This is a genomic window from Streptococcus thermophilus, from assembly GCF_010120595.1.
GTDB lineage: Bacteria > Bacillota > Bacilli > Lactobacillales > Streptococcaceae > Streptococcus > Streptococcus thermophilus.
The window spans coordinates 544890-563114 of the sequence record NZ_CP038020.1; the positions used below are offsets into that span (position 1 = coordinate 544890).

17 protein-coding genes and 2 pseudogenes are annotated in these 18225 nt (G+C 37.2%); 17 read left to right on the plus strand and 2 right to left on the minus strand.

From position 1 onward, the window contains the following. Positions 1-195 precede the first annotated feature (195 nt). The 17 genes and pseudogenes from E3C75_RS02925 (at position 196) to E3C75_RS03000 (ending at position 16558) form a co-directional block, all read left to right on the plus strand. Positions 196-834, plus strand: a complete 639-nt coding sequence (locus E3C75_RS02925) for a peptidylprolyl isomerase (protein ID WP_111679156.1) — start codon at positions 196-198, stop codon at positions 832-834. 39 nt (positions 835-873) lie between these two features. Beyond that, positions 874-1949: pseudogene (locus tag E3C75_RS02930) on the plus strand (DNA primase). 53 nt (positions 1950-2002) lie between these two features. Beyond that, positions 2003-2230, plus strand: a complete 228-nt coding sequence (locus tag E3C75_RS02935) for a DUF5965 family protein (RefSeq protein ID WP_111679158.1) — start codon at positions 2003-2005, stop codon at positions 2228-2230. Continuing rightward, entirely contained in the window at positions 2227-2616 is a 390-nt protein-coding gene (locus E3C75_RS02940) for a DUF5945 family protein (protein WP_039670295.1), read from the plus strand. The genes E3C75_RS02935 and E3C75_RS02940 overlap by 4 nt, the downstream gene beginning before the upstream one ends. 46 nt (positions 2617-2662) lie before the next feature. Beyond that, complete coding sequence (locus E3C75_RS02945) at positions 2663-2953, plus strand: hypothetical protein (protein ID WP_162173398.1); 291 nt, start codon at positions 2663-2665, stop codon at positions 2951-2953. Positions 2954-3088: 135 nt separating this feature from the next. Further along, a pseudogene (locus E3C75_RS02950) lies at positions 3089-4432 on the plus strand (IS1182 family transposase); the annotation flags it as partial. Beyond that, on the plus strand, positions 4412-5086 hold the full coding sequence (pezA, locus tag E3C75_RS11450) for a type II toxin-antitoxin system antitoxin PezA (RefSeq protein WP_306433669.1): 675 nt from the start codon (positions 4412-4414) through the stop codon (positions 5084-5086). The pseudogene E3C75_RS02950 and the gene pezA, both read left to right, overlap by 21 nt. Continuing rightward, positions 5086-5862 (plus strand): type II toxin-antitoxin system toxin PezT, encoded by a 777-nt coding sequence (gene pezT / locus E3C75_RS02955; protein WP_111679164.1) that lies wholly within the window; start codon positions 5086-5088, stop codon positions 5860-5862. The genes pezA and pezT overlap by 1 nt, the downstream gene beginning before the upstream one ends. After that, a complete protein-coding gene (locus tag E3C75_RS02960) occupies positions 5846-6655 on the plus strand; it encodes a Hachiman antiphage defense system protein HamA (RefSeq protein WP_039670299.1) in 810 nt (269 codons plus the stop codon). Before pezT ends, E3C75_RS02960 begins: the two co-directional genes overlap by 17 nt. Continuing rightward, positions 6652-9735: a DEAD/DEAH box helicase gene (locus tag E3C75_RS02965; protein WP_111679166.1), complete on the plus strand. Its 3084-nt coding sequence runs from the start codon at positions 6652-6654 to the stop codon at positions 9733-9735. Before E3C75_RS02960 ends, E3C75_RS02965 begins: the two co-directional genes overlap by 4 nt. Before the next feature lie 24 nt (positions 9736-9759). After that, positions 9760-10656 (plus strand): restriction endonuclease, encoded by an 897-nt coding sequence (locus tag E3C75_RS02970; RefSeq protein WP_133264092.1) that lies wholly within the window; start codon positions 9760-9762, stop codon positions 10654-10656. A 340-nt stretch (positions 10657-10996) separates the two neighbouring features. After that, on the plus strand, positions 10997-11359 hold the full coding sequence (locus E3C75_RS02975) for an SAG1252 family conjugative relaxosome accessory protein (protein WP_111679170.1): 363 nt from the start codon (positions 10997-10999) through the stop codon (positions 11357-11359). Between the two features lie 2 nt (positions 11360-11361). Then, entirely contained in the window at positions 11362-11727 is a 366-nt protein-coding gene (locus E3C75_RS02980) for a plasmid mobilization protein (protein ID WP_039671039.1), read from the plus strand. Next, positions 11714-13597, plus strand: a complete 1884-nt coding sequence (locus tag E3C75_RS02985; RefSeq protein WP_111679172.1) for an SAG1250 family conjugative relaxase — start codon at positions 11714-11716, stop codon at positions 13595-13597. The genes E3C75_RS02980 and E3C75_RS02985 overlap by 14 nt, the downstream gene beginning before the upstream one ends. 526 nt (positions 13598-14123) lie before the next feature. Continuing rightward, positions 14124-14465, plus strand: a complete 342-nt coding sequence (locus E3C75_RS02990; protein ID WP_024404826.1) for a LytR/AlgR family response regulator transcription factor — start codon at positions 14124-14126, stop codon at positions 14463-14465. A gap of 1 nt (position 14466) precedes the next feature. Next, entirely contained in the window at positions 14467-15207 is a 741-nt protein-coding gene (locus tag E3C75_RS02995) for a response regulator transcription factor (protein ID WP_111679174.1), read from the plus strand. Between the two features lie 10 nt (positions 15208-15217). Continuing rightward, positions 15218-16558, plus strand: a complete 1341-nt coding sequence (locus tag E3C75_RS03000; protein ID WP_039671036.1) for a sensor histidine kinase — start codon at positions 15218-15220, stop codon at positions 16556-16558. A 47-nt stretch (positions 16559-16605) separates the two neighbouring features. Here E3C75_RS03000 and E3C75_RS03005 read toward each other — a convergent pair whose 3' ends face one another. Continuing rightward, positions 16606-16761 (minus strand): ComC/BlpC family leader-containing pheromone/bacteriocin, encoded by a 156-nt coding sequence (locus E3C75_RS03005; protein WP_096811960.1) that lies wholly within the window; start codon positions 16759-16761, stop codon positions 16606-16608. A gap of 98 nt (positions 16762-16859) precedes the next feature. Continuing rightward, entirely contained in the window at positions 16860-18221 is a 1362-nt protein-coding gene (locus tag E3C75_RS03010; RefSeq protein WP_111679175.1) for a bacteriocin secretion accessory protein, read from the minus strand. Positions 18222-18225: the final 4 nt, after the last annotated feature.

An 18225-nucleotide genomic window follows, 5' to 3' on the forward strand; every position in this document is an offset into this window, starting at 1 on the left:
AGTGTATACATTTCACTATATGATCCAAATTTATTAACTTAATTTTAAACTGAGCACAGTAATGATTTAGTAGGGCTATTACTAGTTTACTGCCAAAAGCAGGGCTACATGAATATTATGTAGTCCTTTTGCTTGTGATAAATTTTCCAAGATAATCTTGTTATGATGTGGCTATCACTAATAAAGGAGTAAGCCATGTTAAATAAAGTGAAAGCTCGATTTCTGATTGGAGTAGGAGGTTTAATCGCAGTCAGTTTTATGGTCATGATTGGCTATACGATTAGCTCACAATCCGTTTCAAAACAAACTGAGCACCAAATACGAGCAGAAGCCAATAAACTTATGACAAAGGAAAAGCAGGAGGAAAGAGCGACAGTCCTATCAGATGAGCTTGTCAAAGAATTTCTCACACAATATTTCACAAAGGTCCAACTAGGAGAAAATAACACTCGTATCAAGCCCTACATGACGGACTCGGCATTTTCAGAAGAGGAAGCAAATCAGAATAAAGCGATCAATCAAGTATATAAAGATTATATGCTTGACTACCGATTCGAATCAGCCAGTATCTTTGTCAATACAGAAAGCAATGTTGCACTTGCGGAAGTTACCTATCAAGTGACCTATGTTTCTGATTTGAGTGAGCAACAACAGCGAACCACTCAGACAGAAACCAAGACGGTTATGTTATCCTACTCCAAAGTTTCCGACAAGCTCCTGGTTAATCAGTTGACCATTTGGAATGGGAAACTGGAGGACATGGAAGAAGCCACAAATGGTGCTAATTCCAGCATACCAACGATTCAAGGAACAACGACTAGCGAGAACAACTAGCAGGAGACAGTCTTCTGCTTTTTTTGATAGGGAGACAAGATGACACGAATTAAAGCAGTAAAACAAAAGGCCATTTTAGATGTGGCTGAAAGTCTGGGTTATTCCTTCAGACGTTTATCAGGACACATTTATGAACACCCAGACATGATTCCTTTCGGATTTTTGCGGATACCAATACTTTTAAATGGTTTTCAAGAGATAAACAAGGGGATGTGATAGACTTTGTTCAATTAGTAGCAGGTGTTACTTTCAAAGAGGCTGTATCTTATCTTGAAACTGGAGGCTTTGAACAAGCTAAGGTGATAGAAGAAACGTATCAACCGTTTCAATATTATTTGCGTGAAGAACCCTTTCAGAAAGCACGTATTTACTTAAAAGACATTCGGGGTCTAAGTGATCAGACCATTAATACCTTTGGCAGACAAGGATTGCTTGCTCAAGCTATTTATCAAGCGGAGTCGGTTTTAGTGTTTAAAAGCTATGACCATAATGGTAGATTACAGGCCGCAAGCCTTCAGGGTCTCGTCAAAAATGAAGAAAAACACAAACGTGGTTATTTGAAGAAAATCATGAATGGATCTCATGGCCATGTCGGTATTAGTTTCGATATTGGGAATCCCAAGCGACTCATTTTTTGTGAATCAGTTATCGATATGATGAGTTATTATCAGCTTCACCAAAAGCAATTATTAGATACTCGCTTGGTGTCAATGGAAGGCTTAAAACTTTCAGTGATTGCTTATCAGACCTTGCGTCTAGCAGCAGAGAAACAAGGAAAAATGTCATTTCTAGATACAGTAAAACCAATCAGACTTAGCCATTATCTTCAGGCAATACAAGAGACGACAACCTTTTTTCAAACTCATTCAAACGTCATAACAATGGCTGTTGATAACGATGATGCAGGGAGAGAATTTTGTCAGAAACTGTCAGATAAAGGACTTCCGATTTCTCAAGATTTACCACCATTGCAGGGCCTTGAAACAAAGTCAGATTGGAATGATATTGTGAAACAGGAGAGTGAACTATCCATAAGTGATTTTATCCAAACAGCCCAAGCACAAGTCAATAAGAATCATCCTCCACCAAAACGAAAGTGTGTTTTGGAATTGTGATAACAAAATCAAGTCCGCTATCATAATCTAGAAAGTGACAAGGAGGACACCTTATGAGTGTGATTGAACGTCTGGCTGAAAAAGTAGCTAGGCAAGAAGAAAAGGTCTCACGTGAGACGGAGAAATTGGAAAACTATCGTAACCAACTACAAACAGCTATGTACAGTACATTTATCAAACGGCAACAATCTAGTCAGTTGTCATTTCATGAAGCACTAGAACAAGCCTTTGGTAAAGAAACTACACTACAACCAAATTACAGAAATGAGGATATAGAATGAGTAAAACATGGAATTTTGATCAGCCACTAGACGATGTGAAACCAACATCGTCCCATGAAGAACGAGCTAAAATCGCAGCACTTTTTCATAAACAGGATGAAAAACCAATTGAAGAAGTAGATTATGTGGCTGCTTTTGAACAGCAACAAAAGGAGTCAGAATCTAAAGATGTACAGATGCCTGAATCAAAAGTTAAACAAAATCAGCCGAAGAAGGTAAATATTACAAGTGACTACAAACAGCACTTGGCAGATACCATTGCACAAAATAACAAGGATATTTCCGCCTGTCAGACGCAAATTGAAAAACTTCATCAATTGATTGATGAAAAGAAAATCCAAAATAAAAAGTTACAGGCTATTTCAGTAGCCATTGATGATTTATAAATCAGGTAGTCCTCGGGCTACCTTTTTACAATTTAAGGAGAAGATAATGAAATTTTTTCAAAAGAAAACACAGAATCAAGACCGATTTAAACGACTGATCCATCGACTTTCAGAGATGTCAGATAGTGAACTAACTAAAGTAGAGCAACTCCTAGATGTGGTCTTTGATTCAAGTTTCAAGTCTAGTGAGAGAGTGGAAATATCTAGTGACATTATCACCGATGAGGAACAAAGTCTTGATAAATCAATCCAAGAAGCGAAAAATAAACTGAATACTGAGCAGTTGGAGAAGCGAATAGAGCAGTTTAAGCAATCGAAGAAACCTAAAAACGGATAACGCACCAAATATGGTGCGTTATCCGTTTCAGATTGAAGACAAAGTCGTTAGAATTGTATTTCTAACGGCTTTTTCATATGTAAAGTAGTATAATAGAGATAGGAATACTAGCTAATAAACAGCGGGAGAATCGCTATGTTACACAAAGAAAACCCAGACTACAATCGCGGTCAATTTGGTTTCTACAGTTTAAATGACCTTGTTCCTCAAGATCATCTCCTTCGTCAAATAGAGGAAGCTATTGACTTCTCCTTTATCTATGACATAGTCGCAGACAGCTATAGCGATGATACAGGGCGCCCTAGTCTTGACCCTGTTCTGCTCATTAAAATTCCTATCCTTCAATGCCTCTTCGGTATTCGCTCCATGCGTCAAACCATTAAGGAAATTGAAGTCAACACTGCCTATCGTTGGTTTCTTGGTCTTCGACTGGATGATAAGGTGCCTCATTTCACTACCTACGGAAAGAATTATGTCCGTCGTTTCCAAGATAGACAGGTCATTGAAGGCATTTTCACCCATATCTTAGGTCTCTGTGTCAATGCAGGATTCATAGATCCGACAGAAATTTTCATTGACGGTACCCATATCAAAGCTGCGGCGAATAATCGCAAATTCATCAATCGTGAAGTTGAAAAGCAAGCCAAGTTTATGAGTGAGCAGTTAGAGATTGAAATCAATAGAGATAGAGAAAAGCATGCAAAAAAGCCGCTAGGGCCCGCAAAAGAGGAGGGGCCCGTCGCTAAGAAAATTTCTACAACCGACCCAGAAAGTGGTTGGTTTCATAAAGGGGACCATAAGGAAGTATTTGCCTACACAGCTCAGGCGGCTTGTGACAAGTATGGTTGGGCTCTGGCTTATAGCGTTGAGGCTGGCAATGTCCATGACAGTCAGGCCTTTCCTGCACTCTTCGCCAAGCTCCAGCCCTTTCAACCTAGCTTTCTCATTGCCGATTCTGGCTATAAGACCCCTAGTATCGCTCACTTCCTTCTGGAACAAGAGATTACTCCTGTTTTTCCTTACACTCGTCCGAAAGGGAAGAAGGGAAAACTGCGCTCGAAGGATTTTGTTTACGATGAATACTATGACTGTTATATCTGTCCTGAGAATCAAGTCTTAACCTATCGCACTACAATCAGGGAAGGTTATCGGGAATATAAGAGTGATCCAGCTATCTGTGCTAGTTGTCCACTTCTATCAATTTGTACAGAAAGCAAGAACAAGCAGAAAGTGGTAACTCGACACATTTGGAAAGAGGCTTTAGAAACCTGTGAAGAGATTCGGCACAGGAAAGGTATGAAGGAGCTCTACCAGAAGCGCAAAGAAACCATTGAACGCCTCTTTGGGACAGCCAAAGAGTACCACAATCTTCGTTATACAAGAGAGAAAGGCAAGTCCAAAATGCAAGATAAGGTTGGACTGACTTTGGCGTGTTTAAATCTCAAGAAATTGGTAAAAATGAGGGCAGGGAAGCCTTTTTATATTGTACAAATAGCCACGATTCTGGCAAAAAGACTGACTATCAGACCAATAAACAGAAAAAGACAAACATCAGTCGAGATGTTTGTCTTCATTCTGAAACGGATAACGCACCAAATATGGTGCGTTATCCGTTTTTATGGTATAATGAAAGCAAATATGAGGAGGTCTTTATCTATGATCGGAGACAATATAAAATCACTACGCCGAACACACGATTTAACACAGCCAGAATTTGCGAAAATGGTTGGAATTTCCCGCAATAGCCTGAGTCGCTATGAAAATGGAACCAGTAAAGTTTCAACAGAACTCATCGACTGTATTTGTCAGAAATTTAATGTTTCTTATGTTGATATTGTCGGGGAGGACAAGATGCTAACACCTGTTGAAGATTACCAATTGACCTTAAAAATCGAGATCATTAAAGAACGTGGAGCAGCCATTTTATCAAAGCTTTATAGATACCAAGATAGTCAAGATATTGCTTTTGATGATGAATCGAATCCGTGGATTCTCATGAGTGATGACTTGGCCGAATTGATTAACACGAAAATTTATCTTGTCGATACTTTCGATGAAATAGAGCGTTACAATGGCTATTTAGATGGTATTGAGCGGATGTTAGACATGGTGCATCATCGGGTGCTGGCATAATGAGATTGGAAGAATTTAGTGAGGCTGAGTTTCAGAAGGCCTTGCAGCGAACCATTCGGGCTTTAACCCGAGACAAAACGATTCCAGAACAACCAAAAGCCATCTTGCTTGGCGGGCAAAGCGGAGCAGGTAAGACGACTATTCATCGTATCAAGCAAAAAGAATTTCAAGGCAATATCATTATCATCGATGGTGATAGCTACCGTTCTCAGCATCCCAATTATTTAGCCCTGCAAGAAAAGTATGGCAAGGACAGCGTGGACTATACCAAGGGATTTGCAGGAAAAATGGTAGAACATCTGGTTGACGAGCTCAGCACGCAGGGTTATCACTTGCTGATTGAGGGAACCTTGCGAACTACTCAAGTTCCTCGTAAGACTGCTCAATTACTCCGTTCTAAAGGCTACCAAGTTTCCTTAGCTGTGATTGGCACCAAACCAGAGCTTTCTTATCTCAGCACCTTGATTCGTTACGAAGAACTTTATGCCATCAATCCCAATCAGGCCAGAGCAACCCCAAAAAAACACCATGATGGGATTGTAGAGAACTTGGTTGATAACCTAAAGGAGCTCGAAAGCGATAAACTCTTTGACCAAATTCAGATTTATCAAAGAGATAGAACTTGTATCTACGATTCTGAAACTGATGAAGGCTCCGCGGCAGAAGTGCTACAAGAATGCCTCTTTGGAAAATGGAGCAAGATAGAGGAGGAGATGCTGAGGGTGGGAGAAGGACGGATGAGGGAGATGAGTAAAAGTAATGGAAAAGATGCATAGTTATATAAAGTATCTAACTCAAGAAGATCCTATTATTACTGATGAAGGTAAGCAGATTGAGATTCTTCACTTAGACATTCAAGATGACCCAGAAATTTTTGAAGATTGGGCAAAACAATTCAGAAGAAATTATTGTTCTGATGATGAACTTGCTGAAATGATAGGTTTTATGAATATCTCCCCTAAAGAGTATCTTGAAAATTTTAAATTACCCTCGGATAGTGGTATTGGCCTTTCAACGATGTCAGGTGATTTTGGAGAAATATTAGTATCTGATTATCTTCAGTATATTGAAGAATATGTGGTTCCTAGGACTCGTTATGATAGTAGGGTCAATAAAGATACTTCAACTCAAGGAAGTGACGTTCTAGGATATAAGCAAGATTCTTCGAATGTATCGAATGATGAGGTCGTAGTTATTGAAGTAAAATCATCGGCATCAGATTCTAGTAGCTCTAAAGCGAAAAATAAGCTTCAAGAAGCTATTAATCATTCTGATAAAGATTTTGAACGATTTTCAACCTCAATTGTAGCCAGCTATTTAAGGTTAAAGAAATCTAATAGTGATCAAGCAAATGTAGTAGAAAGATTTTTAAACATAACGGATAAACCATTTAATGTAATCTATGGAGCTGTTGCAGTCTACTCCAATCAATCATATGATATTGATGTTATCAAGACAGTAGTTTCAAAAAAACACAGAGATTTTCAGAAATTACGAATATTGGTCATTCATTCTGATGAATTAATGAAATTTATTAGAGAACTTTATTCGAAAGCGAGTGAGGTATGATAGAATTTGGGAGAAAGTCATTATATTTTTCAAAATTAGTGCGTTCAAAGGCAAAGATGATTGAATTTGATATTCCTTTAGAAAGTCATATTCCAATTTCAGAGGATGCTCAAAAATCGTTTCTTGGGGCACTAGCAATTGCTGCAGATACTGCTAGGAAGTATTTTGAAGATTATATCAATCATAAGAGTTTTGATTCACAATTAAAAAATCAATTACACAATGTTGCTGAATATTTTGATGCATTGCTGGTGTCAGGATTAGGAAATTCAGCTGAATATCAAGACTATATTGCAATACTAGGTACCACAGCTTATTATCTAGGCGATTATAATGGTAGTTCGAGAGTTATGGTTAACTACATATCGGATGATATGCACTTATTAGAAGAGAGTATAACTCTTGTAAAAGTATTTATTGACGTTATAACAGATAAACTCTTTTTGAATCATTCGCCAATAGAAGGTAAATACTCTAGTGAGTTAAATACTCTAGTGGAATCATATAGAAATTATATTTTATCAAAAACTGAGTTTTCTATAGATATTTATAGAGATTTACAAGATAAAGTATATAGGAATGGAAGTGATTTTTCTGTAATTATTGTAAATTGTCTCTTAGCAGTTGTATGTAAAAAAATAGATAGTTCATCAACGAAATTATTACCTGAATTTTCAGGATTAGATTTTTCTTTATGGCAGGATTATATACAATCAACAGGAAGCATAAAGGAGCTTTGGCCATCTCAAATTGAATTAGGAAGGAAAGGAATGTTTTCAGGTAAATCTGGAATCGTTCAGATGCCAACAAGTTCGGGTAAAACAGCCTCAATCAATCTAACTTTAAGATCAGCATTTTATTCAAATAGAATTGATAATGCATTGATTGTTGCACCTTTTAGAGCATTATGTAGAGAAATATATCGAGATATTAATGCACATTTCGTTGATGAGAATAATGTGATTGTTAGTGAAGTTTTTGATTTACCGGAGATTCCACAGGATTTCTCAATTTTTAATGATGGTAATAAAAGAGTTTTTATACTTACTCCAGAGAAATTATTGTTTTTATTGAGAAATCATCAAAGTTTTATTGATGAAATAGGACTTTGTATATTTGATGAAGCACATCTTTTTGATGATCCAAGTCGTGGAACCAATTTTGAATTACTGTTGTCAACGGTTAAACAAATTTTCCCAAAAGAAATACAGAAGATTTTAATTTCTGCTGTAATACCAAATAGTGAAGCTATAAATCGGTGGTTTAACGAAGATGGAGTAATCGTTTCTAATAATTCGATTAAAACAACAGAGAAAAGAGTTGCGTTTAGTGATTTAAACGGGAGTAATGAGCAATTATATTTCATAGATCCTATTACATTTGAAGAAGAATTTTTTGTTCCACGTACTGTTGGTGTTAGTGAATTAGAGCGGCTTGGAAAAGAACGCAAACAAAAAGTATTTCCAGAACTGACAAACGCAAATGATATAAGTATTTATTATGGGACTAAGCTAATTAATAATGGTGGAGTAGGAATTTTTTGTGGAAGAAAAGACACGGTCAATGTTGTTTTACGAAGATTTATAGACTTAAATAATAGGAATTATGATCTAACTGATTTCTTAAAAAACTCAGATAGGTCTGAAGTTGAAAAAATAGGAAATTTAATTGGTCAAAATTTAGGATATGATAGTGTTGAATATACAAGTAGTCAGCTAGGAGTTTTTTCACATCATTCAGATATACCTATGGGGATACGCATTGCTATAGAGTATGCTTTTTCAAAAAGTAAAATAAATAACGTAGTATGTACTTCAACCTTAGCACAAGGTGTAAACTTACCTATTAAATACTTGATTATCTCAAGTGTGTATCAAGCAGGAGATGCAATAAAAGTTCGTGATTTTCAGAATTTGATAGGTAGAGCAGGAAGGGCTGGAAAATATACAGAAGGAACAATAATTTTAACAGAGCCCAATATTTATAAATCACCAAAAAATAAGTGGAAAAAACAAAACTATGAAGCATTGTTAAATCCTATTAATACAGAGGGTTGTCAAAGCAATATTCTCAGTATTATACAGTTTAAATCAGTAGTTCCCACTGATTATCGATTCGAACCTATAAAATTTGATTATTGGAGTTTGATTAAAGAGAGATTTGACAGTTCTGTAGACTACAGAACAAAAATAAATAATATTTTATCAGAATTAAAAGGACAGAACAGTCCTTATTTTAAGGATTTTAATTCTAAGATAGATCAGATTGATAATACCCTAATTGCAATTGAAAATTATATTGCTTCTATGTATGCTACTGAATTGGAGACTGATAGTTTAGCTGAAAATACTTTTGGATATTTCTTAGGTAATGAAGAGGAGCAAGAAAAAATAAAAGAATTATTTATCTTGATAAAATCTAAAATAATTACCAGTTTAGTAGAAACTGAAATAATTGCAAAAAACTCAATTGGATTATATCAATCTGAGTTATTAAATGAATGGGTTCAGGAAAATAAAACTTCTATCCTTTCTTGTGAGAAGGAGGAAGATTTATTAGGTGTTTTAACTAAGATAATAATAGATCTTTCAAATAACAAGGCGATGAGAAAATTAAGTATAGAAAATCTAAATTATATTTCTCAACTCTGGATTAAGGGTATTTCTTATTTTCAAATATTGGAAAGTTGTACTGAAAAATCAATTAGTATTGAGAAAAGAGGTAAGTCAAAACCAATTGATATGTCTGACATAATCTCAATTTGTGATAATGGATTAGGGTATGAAACATCAATGGTTTTAAATGCGATTAATAATATTCTTGAAGAACTAGTTGGAGAGGAATTGGACGTATTGACTATGTTAATAAAGAGGCTGAAATATGGGCTACCTCTGGAAAAAGAAATCAATATCTATGAATTAGGTTTTTCAGATAGAATTGTGGTCCAAGTTATTGGTCAAGAGATTAATTCTGTAAGTAAGAATCAAATTAGAAATGAAATCAAACGGAAATCAGCTAGACTAGAAGATAAATTGAGTGATTTTCCAAGTTATTATACACAGATAATTAATGAAATGTAATATTGTTGATAGATAGGAGAAAAAATTACTAAAATATCTTTTGAAATCCAACAACAAATTATTCAATGTTTTGGATTATGTTTTCACTATAAAGATACTGTTGTTTCATTTATGCAAACTTCGGGAGTTCCTAATGATTTAATATTAAAATCGAAATCGGAACCGAAGTTTATTTGGGCGAAAAATGTTATAAATGAACTTAATAAAACAGAAAATGGAAGATTGATAATTAGACGAATAGCAACTGAATTTTATAAGATGAAAAATATTCCTGATGAAGTTCAAGATAGAGATAGAGGATTAGATGCGTTAAGAAAATTAAAGCGATTGATAGTTGATACTCAACAGAACAAGGTTAACGAGACACTTAATAATTCTTATCATCGTTCAAAACAGGAAATGAAAATACAACTCAAGCAACAACGCCTTCAAAAAATTGAAGAACTAAAAACGGAGTATTATTCGCTATTTTCAAGTGAGAATCCTCAAGAAAGAGGATATCGTTTAGAAAAAATTGTTGCTAATTTATTCAGAATTAACGATATTGATTACCATGATTCGTATAGAAATAGCACAAATACTCAACAGTTAGATGGCTATTTTAGGTTTGAAGGTTTCGATTATTTAGTTGAAATGAAATGGGAAAAAAATCCAGTAAATTCTCCGAAAATTGCTTCTTTAAAACAAAAAGTTGATACAAAACTAACTTCGACTCGGGGACTGTTTCTTTCAATAAATGGTTTTAGAGATGAAGTAATACAAGATTTTTCTAATAAAGATGCTAAAATTTTATTTATGGATGGACAAGAATTAGCTTATATTCTAGAAAATAGAATTAGTTTGTACGAAGCTTTAAAAGTTAAGATAATTGGTGCTTCTAAAACTGGCAATCCAAATGTTTCTATAATTAATCAAGAATAACTTTTCCGAGAGCGTCAGCTCTCTTTTTTCTTACCCTCATTTTTCATGTTGTGATACCTTTTCCAAATCATCCCTGTTATCCTTATATCACTCATATGAAAATCAAGTGTTGATTTTCTACTGGGGGTTTGGGGGCGAAGCCACCAAGTTATCTTATCGTTGGTTGTCAAAACTCAAAGGTTTTGGTCGGCTGGCGATATGATTTTTTGGATATTGTGGACACAATATCTGAGCTCGCAAAAGCCGAAAAGCGAAGCGTTGAGGCTTTTAGGAAGCACCCGTATCCCATACGGTATCGGGGCTGACCCGATAGAGGCAAGTAGAGAAGGAGTATAACGAGATGACAGACCACTATCGTATTATCCGTAAGGAAATCAATCTGACACCAGGAGAACTGAAGCAGATTCAGGAGCTGATGAAGCAGGAACACGCAGAGCAATTCTCTCCCTTTGTCCGTCAAAAGCTGATGGACTTGGTTGAGAGGAAGCAGGCAGTAACGGATTGGTTTGCCCTCTGGCAGTCCCAGAAGATTGAACAAATCAGTCGAGACATTTTACAAGTGACTATCTTGGCTGAACAGACCCAGCAGGTCACGGCAGAGCACCTGCGAATTCTCTTGGCCTGTGTGCAGGAGTTGATGGCAGAAGTGGAGAAGGCTATCCCACTTAGCCCAGATTTTCGTGACAAGTACATGGGAGGTTAGATATGGAAAATCGTTACCGCACCAACCTCAAAAAAGTCTTTCTGACAGACCAGGAGTTGGAAACCCTGAACAACCGTATCGGTCAGAGTGGCTGTAAAAATTTCTCTGCTTATGCTAGAAAAGTTCTGCTCAATCCCAACATGACCTTTCTGACCATTGACACCAGTAGCTATGACGACTTGGTATTTGAGTTGAGACGAATCGGAAACAACCTCAATCAAATCGCACGGACCGTCAACCAGACTCACATCTTAACACCAAGTGACCGTGGATTTTTGGTGCAAGGCATTGGCCAACTCATCAAGGAAGTGGAGAAGGACTTTAACATAAAGTGTCAGCAGCTGAAGGAGTTTTATGGTCGTCACTAAACACTTTGCGGTGCATAGCACCAAGTATCGTAAGAGCCTCATCAAGTATATTCTCAATCCAGAAAAGACGAAGAAGCTGAAACTGGTCTCTGATTTTGGCATGAGCAATTACTTGGACTTTCCCAGCTATGAGGAATTGGTGGAGATGTATCAGGCAAACTTGACCAATAATGATCGGCTCTATGATTCCAGAAACGACCGCCAGCAACTCAAGCAGACCAAAATCCATGCCCACCACTTGATTCAATCATTTTCTCCTGAAGACAAGCTGACACCAGAGGAAATCAATCGCATTGGCTACGAAACCATCAAGGAATTAACAGGAGGCAACTTTCGTTTCATCGTCACGACACACACAGACAAGGACCATATCCATAATCATATCCTAATAAATGCCATTGACCTCCATTCCGACAAGAAGCTTAAATGGGACTACGCCCAGGAGAGGAATCTTCGCCTGATTTCTGACCGCTTGGCCAAGGAAGCAGGAGCAAAGATTATTCCGCCCAATCGCTATTCGCATGATCGGTTTGAAACCTACCGCAAGACCAATCACAAGTTTGAACTCAAGCAGCGGCTCTATTTTCTCCTGGAAAACAGTAAGAGCTTTGAGGACTTTATGGCCGAGGCTCCTGCTCTAAACGTGGAGATAGATTTCTCTCGCAAGCACGCCAGATTTTTCATGACCGACCGAGACATGAGGCAGGTCATTCGTGGCAATCAGTTGGATAAGCGACAGCCTTACACGGAGGACTATTTCAGAGAGCGGTTTGCGACACGAGCTATTGAGCAGCGACTGGATTTTCTCTTGCCTAGAGCCCGTGACCTCTCTCATCTTTTGGAAATGGCAGAGCAGTTAAATCTAACAATCTCTCCTAAGAAAAAACATGTGACTTTTACTTTGACTGAGGACGGTCGAACCATTTCTATCAAGAATAAAAAGGTCAGCATCAAACACCTCTACGATGTTCAGTTCTTGGAGGATTATTTTGATAAAAGAGGCATCACACCAGAACATGACTTGGTTAACCTGGTCTCAGACTTTGAAGCCTACCAAGAAGAGCAGAACCAGAATAAGCTCCCAATTGAGGAACTCTTAGCGGCCTATAAGGATTTCAAAGAAAAACGAGACCAGGTCCAGGTGTTTGAAGTTGCATTAGCGGAGCACCAGATTGACAAGTTGGTCAAGGACGGTCTCTTTGTCGGAATCAATTATGGTATCAAAAAAGACGGCTTGGTCTTTATACCAAACCGCAACTTGGATATTCATGATAATGAACAAGGCAAGTTCTACCATGTCTTTATCCGAGAGACCGCTCAGTTTTTTATCTACAATAAAGAGAACTCTGACCTCAACCGCTACATGCGAGGACGGGAGTTAATCCGCCAGCTCACTCACGACAGCAAGCATATCCCTAAACGCAGACGACCGACCAGGACCAGCCTCAAAGATAAAATCGCAGAGCTCAATCTTCTTATCGAGATAGACCTCAACAACCAGTCCTACCAAGAAGTCAAAGACGAACTCATCAACGAAATTGCCAAGCTGGATTTGACCATTACGGATTTGCAAGATAAGGTTGCTTATCTCAATAAGGTGGCTGAAGTATTGATCAACCTTAACAATTCTGATTCAGAAAATCGAAGACTGGCACGATACGACTACGCCAAGATGAATTTGACTGCGGCAATTACACTTGAACAGGTGGAAGAAGAAATAGAAAAAAATCAAAAATCTATGACGAAATGGATAGATGATTACGAATATAAGGTTAGGAAACTTGAGGTTCTGCTTCAGACACTTAATCACTCTCTTGATTCTTCAAACCATAGAGACCGTCCAGGTAAAAATGAATTTGATCTCGAATAAAAGTTAATGATTTGTTTTCAGTTGTATCTATGACACCAAAGACTCGATAATGATTGCGATAAAGCTCCTCATAATCAATGTTACTGCCAATAAGGATAATGTTTGCCAGTTGAGAATGTCTTCTTATGTCTTCCAAAAAGAAGGTCACCTGCTCTGATGTCAAAAAGTTTGATTTTATGATAAAATAGGTGGTAGGAATATAGGATTTGTAAGGATAATAAGAGAAAGAAAGTTTGATTTTTGAATGAAGTTGACTGATGAACAAGTAATGTTGAATGACTAATGATACAAAAATACTTAGTAGGGAATGGGGAAAAATTTTGATCATACTTATCCTTTCTTTTTAGTGGTTTTGGAACTTGATTATATCATCTGTTGATGATTCAGTTAGCTTTATTTCTTGAATGTACTTCTAACTTTCCTAAATGGTAAAATCTTACCATTCAAGACGTTTGGATAACCATTTAGGATTTGACAAGAATATGATGTTGCTCTTATGGTATAGTGTTCATAGGAGGATATGCCTATGAACTTTATGATTATCAAAGTCAAGGATGAAACAAAGAAAGTACTGCTGTCAGATATTCTATATATCATATCGCATCCATCTAAACCACATTATATTCAAATTGTGACTGAGAAAGAGATTTATGATTGCTTACAAAAGCTACAAAGTATAGAGGAATTGTATCCAGAATGTTTTATTAGATGCCATCGGTCTAGTCTAGTTAACCGTTCAAAAATTAAGGTTATCAATTCTCGAGAAAAACGTATTTTTCTTGGAGAAAAAGGAGAACATTGCCTTACTTTTTCAAGACGTCGTTATCAGGACATACTGCATCAGTGGATTAACAAAGGAGGGATGTAGCATGAATATCTTTATAATAGAAGATGATTTTATGCAACAAGCGAGAATTGAGAAGATTATTACTAAGCTGTTAGAAAAGCACAACATCGTTCCGAAAAAATTTGAAATTTCAGGAAAACCTCATCAGCTACTTCAAGCAATAGAAGAAAAAGGAGTACATCAGCTCTTCTTTTTAGATATTGAGATTAAGGAAGACGAACTAAAAGGACTTCAAGTCGCTAAACAAATTAGAGAGATTGACCCTTATGCTAGTATTGTTTTTGTGACAACACACTCCGAGTTTATGCCCTTATCTTTCAGGTACCAGGTATCTGCCTTGGACTATATTGACAAAGAGCTTGGAGTTACCGAATTTGAATCGCGAATAGAAGCAGCTTTACTTCATACTCACAATAAGGACAATAGCGCCGTATCGGATGATTCATTCTATTTTAAGTCCAAATATGCTCAAGTACAATACCCATTCAATGAAGTGTACTACATCGAGACTTCTCCCCGCCCTCATCGTGTTATCCTTTATACCAAGACAGACCGAATGGAGTTCACAGCAAGTTTGTCAGACATTTTGAAACAAGATAAACGACTTGTACAATGTCATCGTTCGTTTGCAATCAATCCGAGGAATGTTGTTAAAGTGGATAGAAATGAAAAACAGATCTACTTTCCTAATGGAGCCACCTGTTTTATTTCAAGGCAAAAGCTAGAATCAACTTTAGCTGTTATTGATAGACTGCATAGATAAAGGAGAAAGGATGTCTGTTTTAAACTATATTATTGAAGCCATTGTTTCATTGGGTTCACTCATTGTTCTCTTTTTTAGTGTTAACCGCTTAAAGTATTCTATCCGTTCAATCCTCTTGGTCATTCTGCTCAGAGTATCCGTTGCAGCCCTTTTCGCGACTTTAAGTCAGTTATTTTCAAGTCAATTCTTCTCTTATTTTGACACCCCTTTGTATGGTTTACTGTTGGCTATTGTGTTTTTGAGACCACTGTCTAAAACCTTATTGATTTTCTGTGGTTTATTTCCTTTTATTCTGGAAAATCTTTTCTATCGTATGGTCCTTTATTTTATTTTCCCCTTATTTGGTCAGACCCCAGGTATCATAGAAGACACTCCAACTTTTGTTTTCGTTAATCTCCTGTCTACATTGTCTGTTCTATTTTTCTTAGGTTGGTTAAGATATGATTTTGTCAAGTTAAGAACGGACAATCTTGTAGCTGAAGATAAACGGATCCTCTATATGACTAATTGGGTAATGCTTGCATACTATCTTTTAATGCAAACATTGACTTATTTAGAGTATGACATCGGATTGCCGACAATGGCTTATCGTCAATTTATTCTAGTGACTTATCTTGTTATCTTCATGGGAATTATCAAACAACTGGATTTACATTTGCGAGAAAAAATACAAGAGCAGTTTGATTTTCAACAAGCCCTGCAACTAAAAAACTTGGAGGACTATAGTAACCAAATTGAGGAGCTTTATCGAGAGGTTAGGGGCTTCCGGCATGATTATTCAAATTTATTAACAACCTTACGATTGGGAATTGAAGAAAATGACATGGTGCAGATAAAGGATGTTTACCAATCTGTGTTAAAGGATTCGCATAAACAGTTGCGAGCTAGTAAATATGATATTGGGCGTTTGGTCAATATTGATAATTCTGCCTTAAAAAGTTTATTGGCATCCAAATTTTTACAGGCTAATGATAATCATGTAGCCGTTAGCTTGGAGGTGCCAGAAGCGATTAAACCGCAAGGAATGAAGTTAGTGGACTTTATCACGATTGTTTCGATTCTATGTGATAATGCCATAGATGCTACCAAAGGAACCTTTGGAAAGATTACCATTGCTTTCTTATCTGTAGATAATAAGCAAATGTTTATTATTGAAAATAACACCAAGGAAGAAAAAGTTGACCTTTCAGAGCTTTATGCCTTTGGTCATAGTTCTAAAGGCGAGGGCAGAGGTATTGGTCTATATAATGTCATGAAAATTCTAGAGCGTTACCCACACGTATCACTTAACACGACTAGTGCATCTTATCTGTTTGGCCAATCTCTAGAAATTGACTTGTCATCGAAATAAAAAAGTTGGACCATGGGATTTAATCCCTCGGTCCAGATTTTTTGATGTTAGCCCAGTTTATGTTTATTATTGCTGTCTATGGCTTGCTTTGACTTAGGAAAATATTTCATCCAATCACTCCACCAATCTCCACCAGAGATGCGGTGAAGTTCTGAAGGAGAAAGCTCTGTGAATGCAGTGAGAGAAGTTCGATGCTTGGTCATATAAGGACCTCCTTTATATAAGTTTTAATTTATTGTACACAAAATATGGCGGTTTTTGACATTCAAATCCTGAACAGTCATTTAACTTTCCTAAATGGTTAATCATGGTTGGATAAAATTTTATCCTTGTAGTAATCAAAGTAAGTCTTCTTGGCAATGATACTTGTGACTCGACCCTGGAGACCGTACTGGATGACGTCGCTATGCTTGTCGGATAGTTGAGCCAAGGCAGTAACTTTGAAAAGATTCCCCTCCTCAGTTTTAGTAGCAGTTTTATCGATAGACTTAATTTTTCCAACAACAGTGATGCTTTGGTTGCCAACTTTTTCTAAGCTCAGGCGCACGTCTTGTTTTTCTTTGAGTAAGGCGACATGTTCTGAAGTCACGTAGTAAGTAATGAGGAATTCTTTGGTTTGATTGATATTGGGGTAAATCTGAGCGATTTCACTACCGCTTGGAATCAAAGACTTTCCTTCAAACTCACTATTGAGATGGATTACCCCTGTTTCAGGAGCTGTAATGGTATTGTTTTCTAGTCGGACGGATGCTTGCTCTAGCTGTGCCACTAGCTCTGTGATTTGCGTTTCAAGGGTGGTCAGCTGCTGAGAGGCCGATTGTAAAAACTGTGTTCTTAGGACCTCAACCTTTGTTACAAAGCTGTTATCATAGGTTGCAACAGAGCCAGTTCCAGCTCGTTGGATGTTCAGACTAGCTATGGATGATTCTAGCCCTGAGATACTTTGGTTGATTTGAGAAAGGTATTGATCAGTTAATCCTGTCTGGGAGTCTTGTTGGGATTGGGCTAAGAAATTGTTTAAGGTGGCTTGGTGTGGATTGTCAGCTGATAAACTGGTCTGTCTATTGGTAATGGCTTGACGAAGCTCCTCGTATTCTGCTATTTGGTGATAGATTTGATTGATTTGCGTGTCAATCGCAGCAATGGTATTACCTGCTAGGGCGGCCTGGTTACTCACCTCTGCATTGGTTTTGGAAATTCCTAGTTCGATGTCCTGTGACTGGGTGATAAAGTTGTTAAAAGTATTGATATAGCCAAATTCGTCCTCCCCTGTAAAGAGGTTCGTTCCCTGTGACAGGCTTTCTTTGAGGGTTTCAAGTCCAGTTTTCTGTCTATTTAGAGTGGCTAGCTGGGTTTCAAGGGCTTGTTTTTGGGAACTCTCCATAGTTTCAGCGTATTGGATGATGAGCTCATTCTTTTTAACCAGCTTGTTATTGGCTAGATTATTGGTTGTGATAGGGTTATTGCTGGTGGATTGGATGGAAGCGATGATTGTCGTCGGAGTAATTTCACCTCTTGATGTGACGGTAACCTCCTTTTGGGCAAAAAGGGAGAAGGTTAGAAGAAAGCCGACTAATAATATCAAGGGGACAATTAAGTGTGTCGCAAAATTATGGTAGCGCCGCTGGTAAAATTCAGCACTTTTGAACAAATTAGGGTTCATGCTT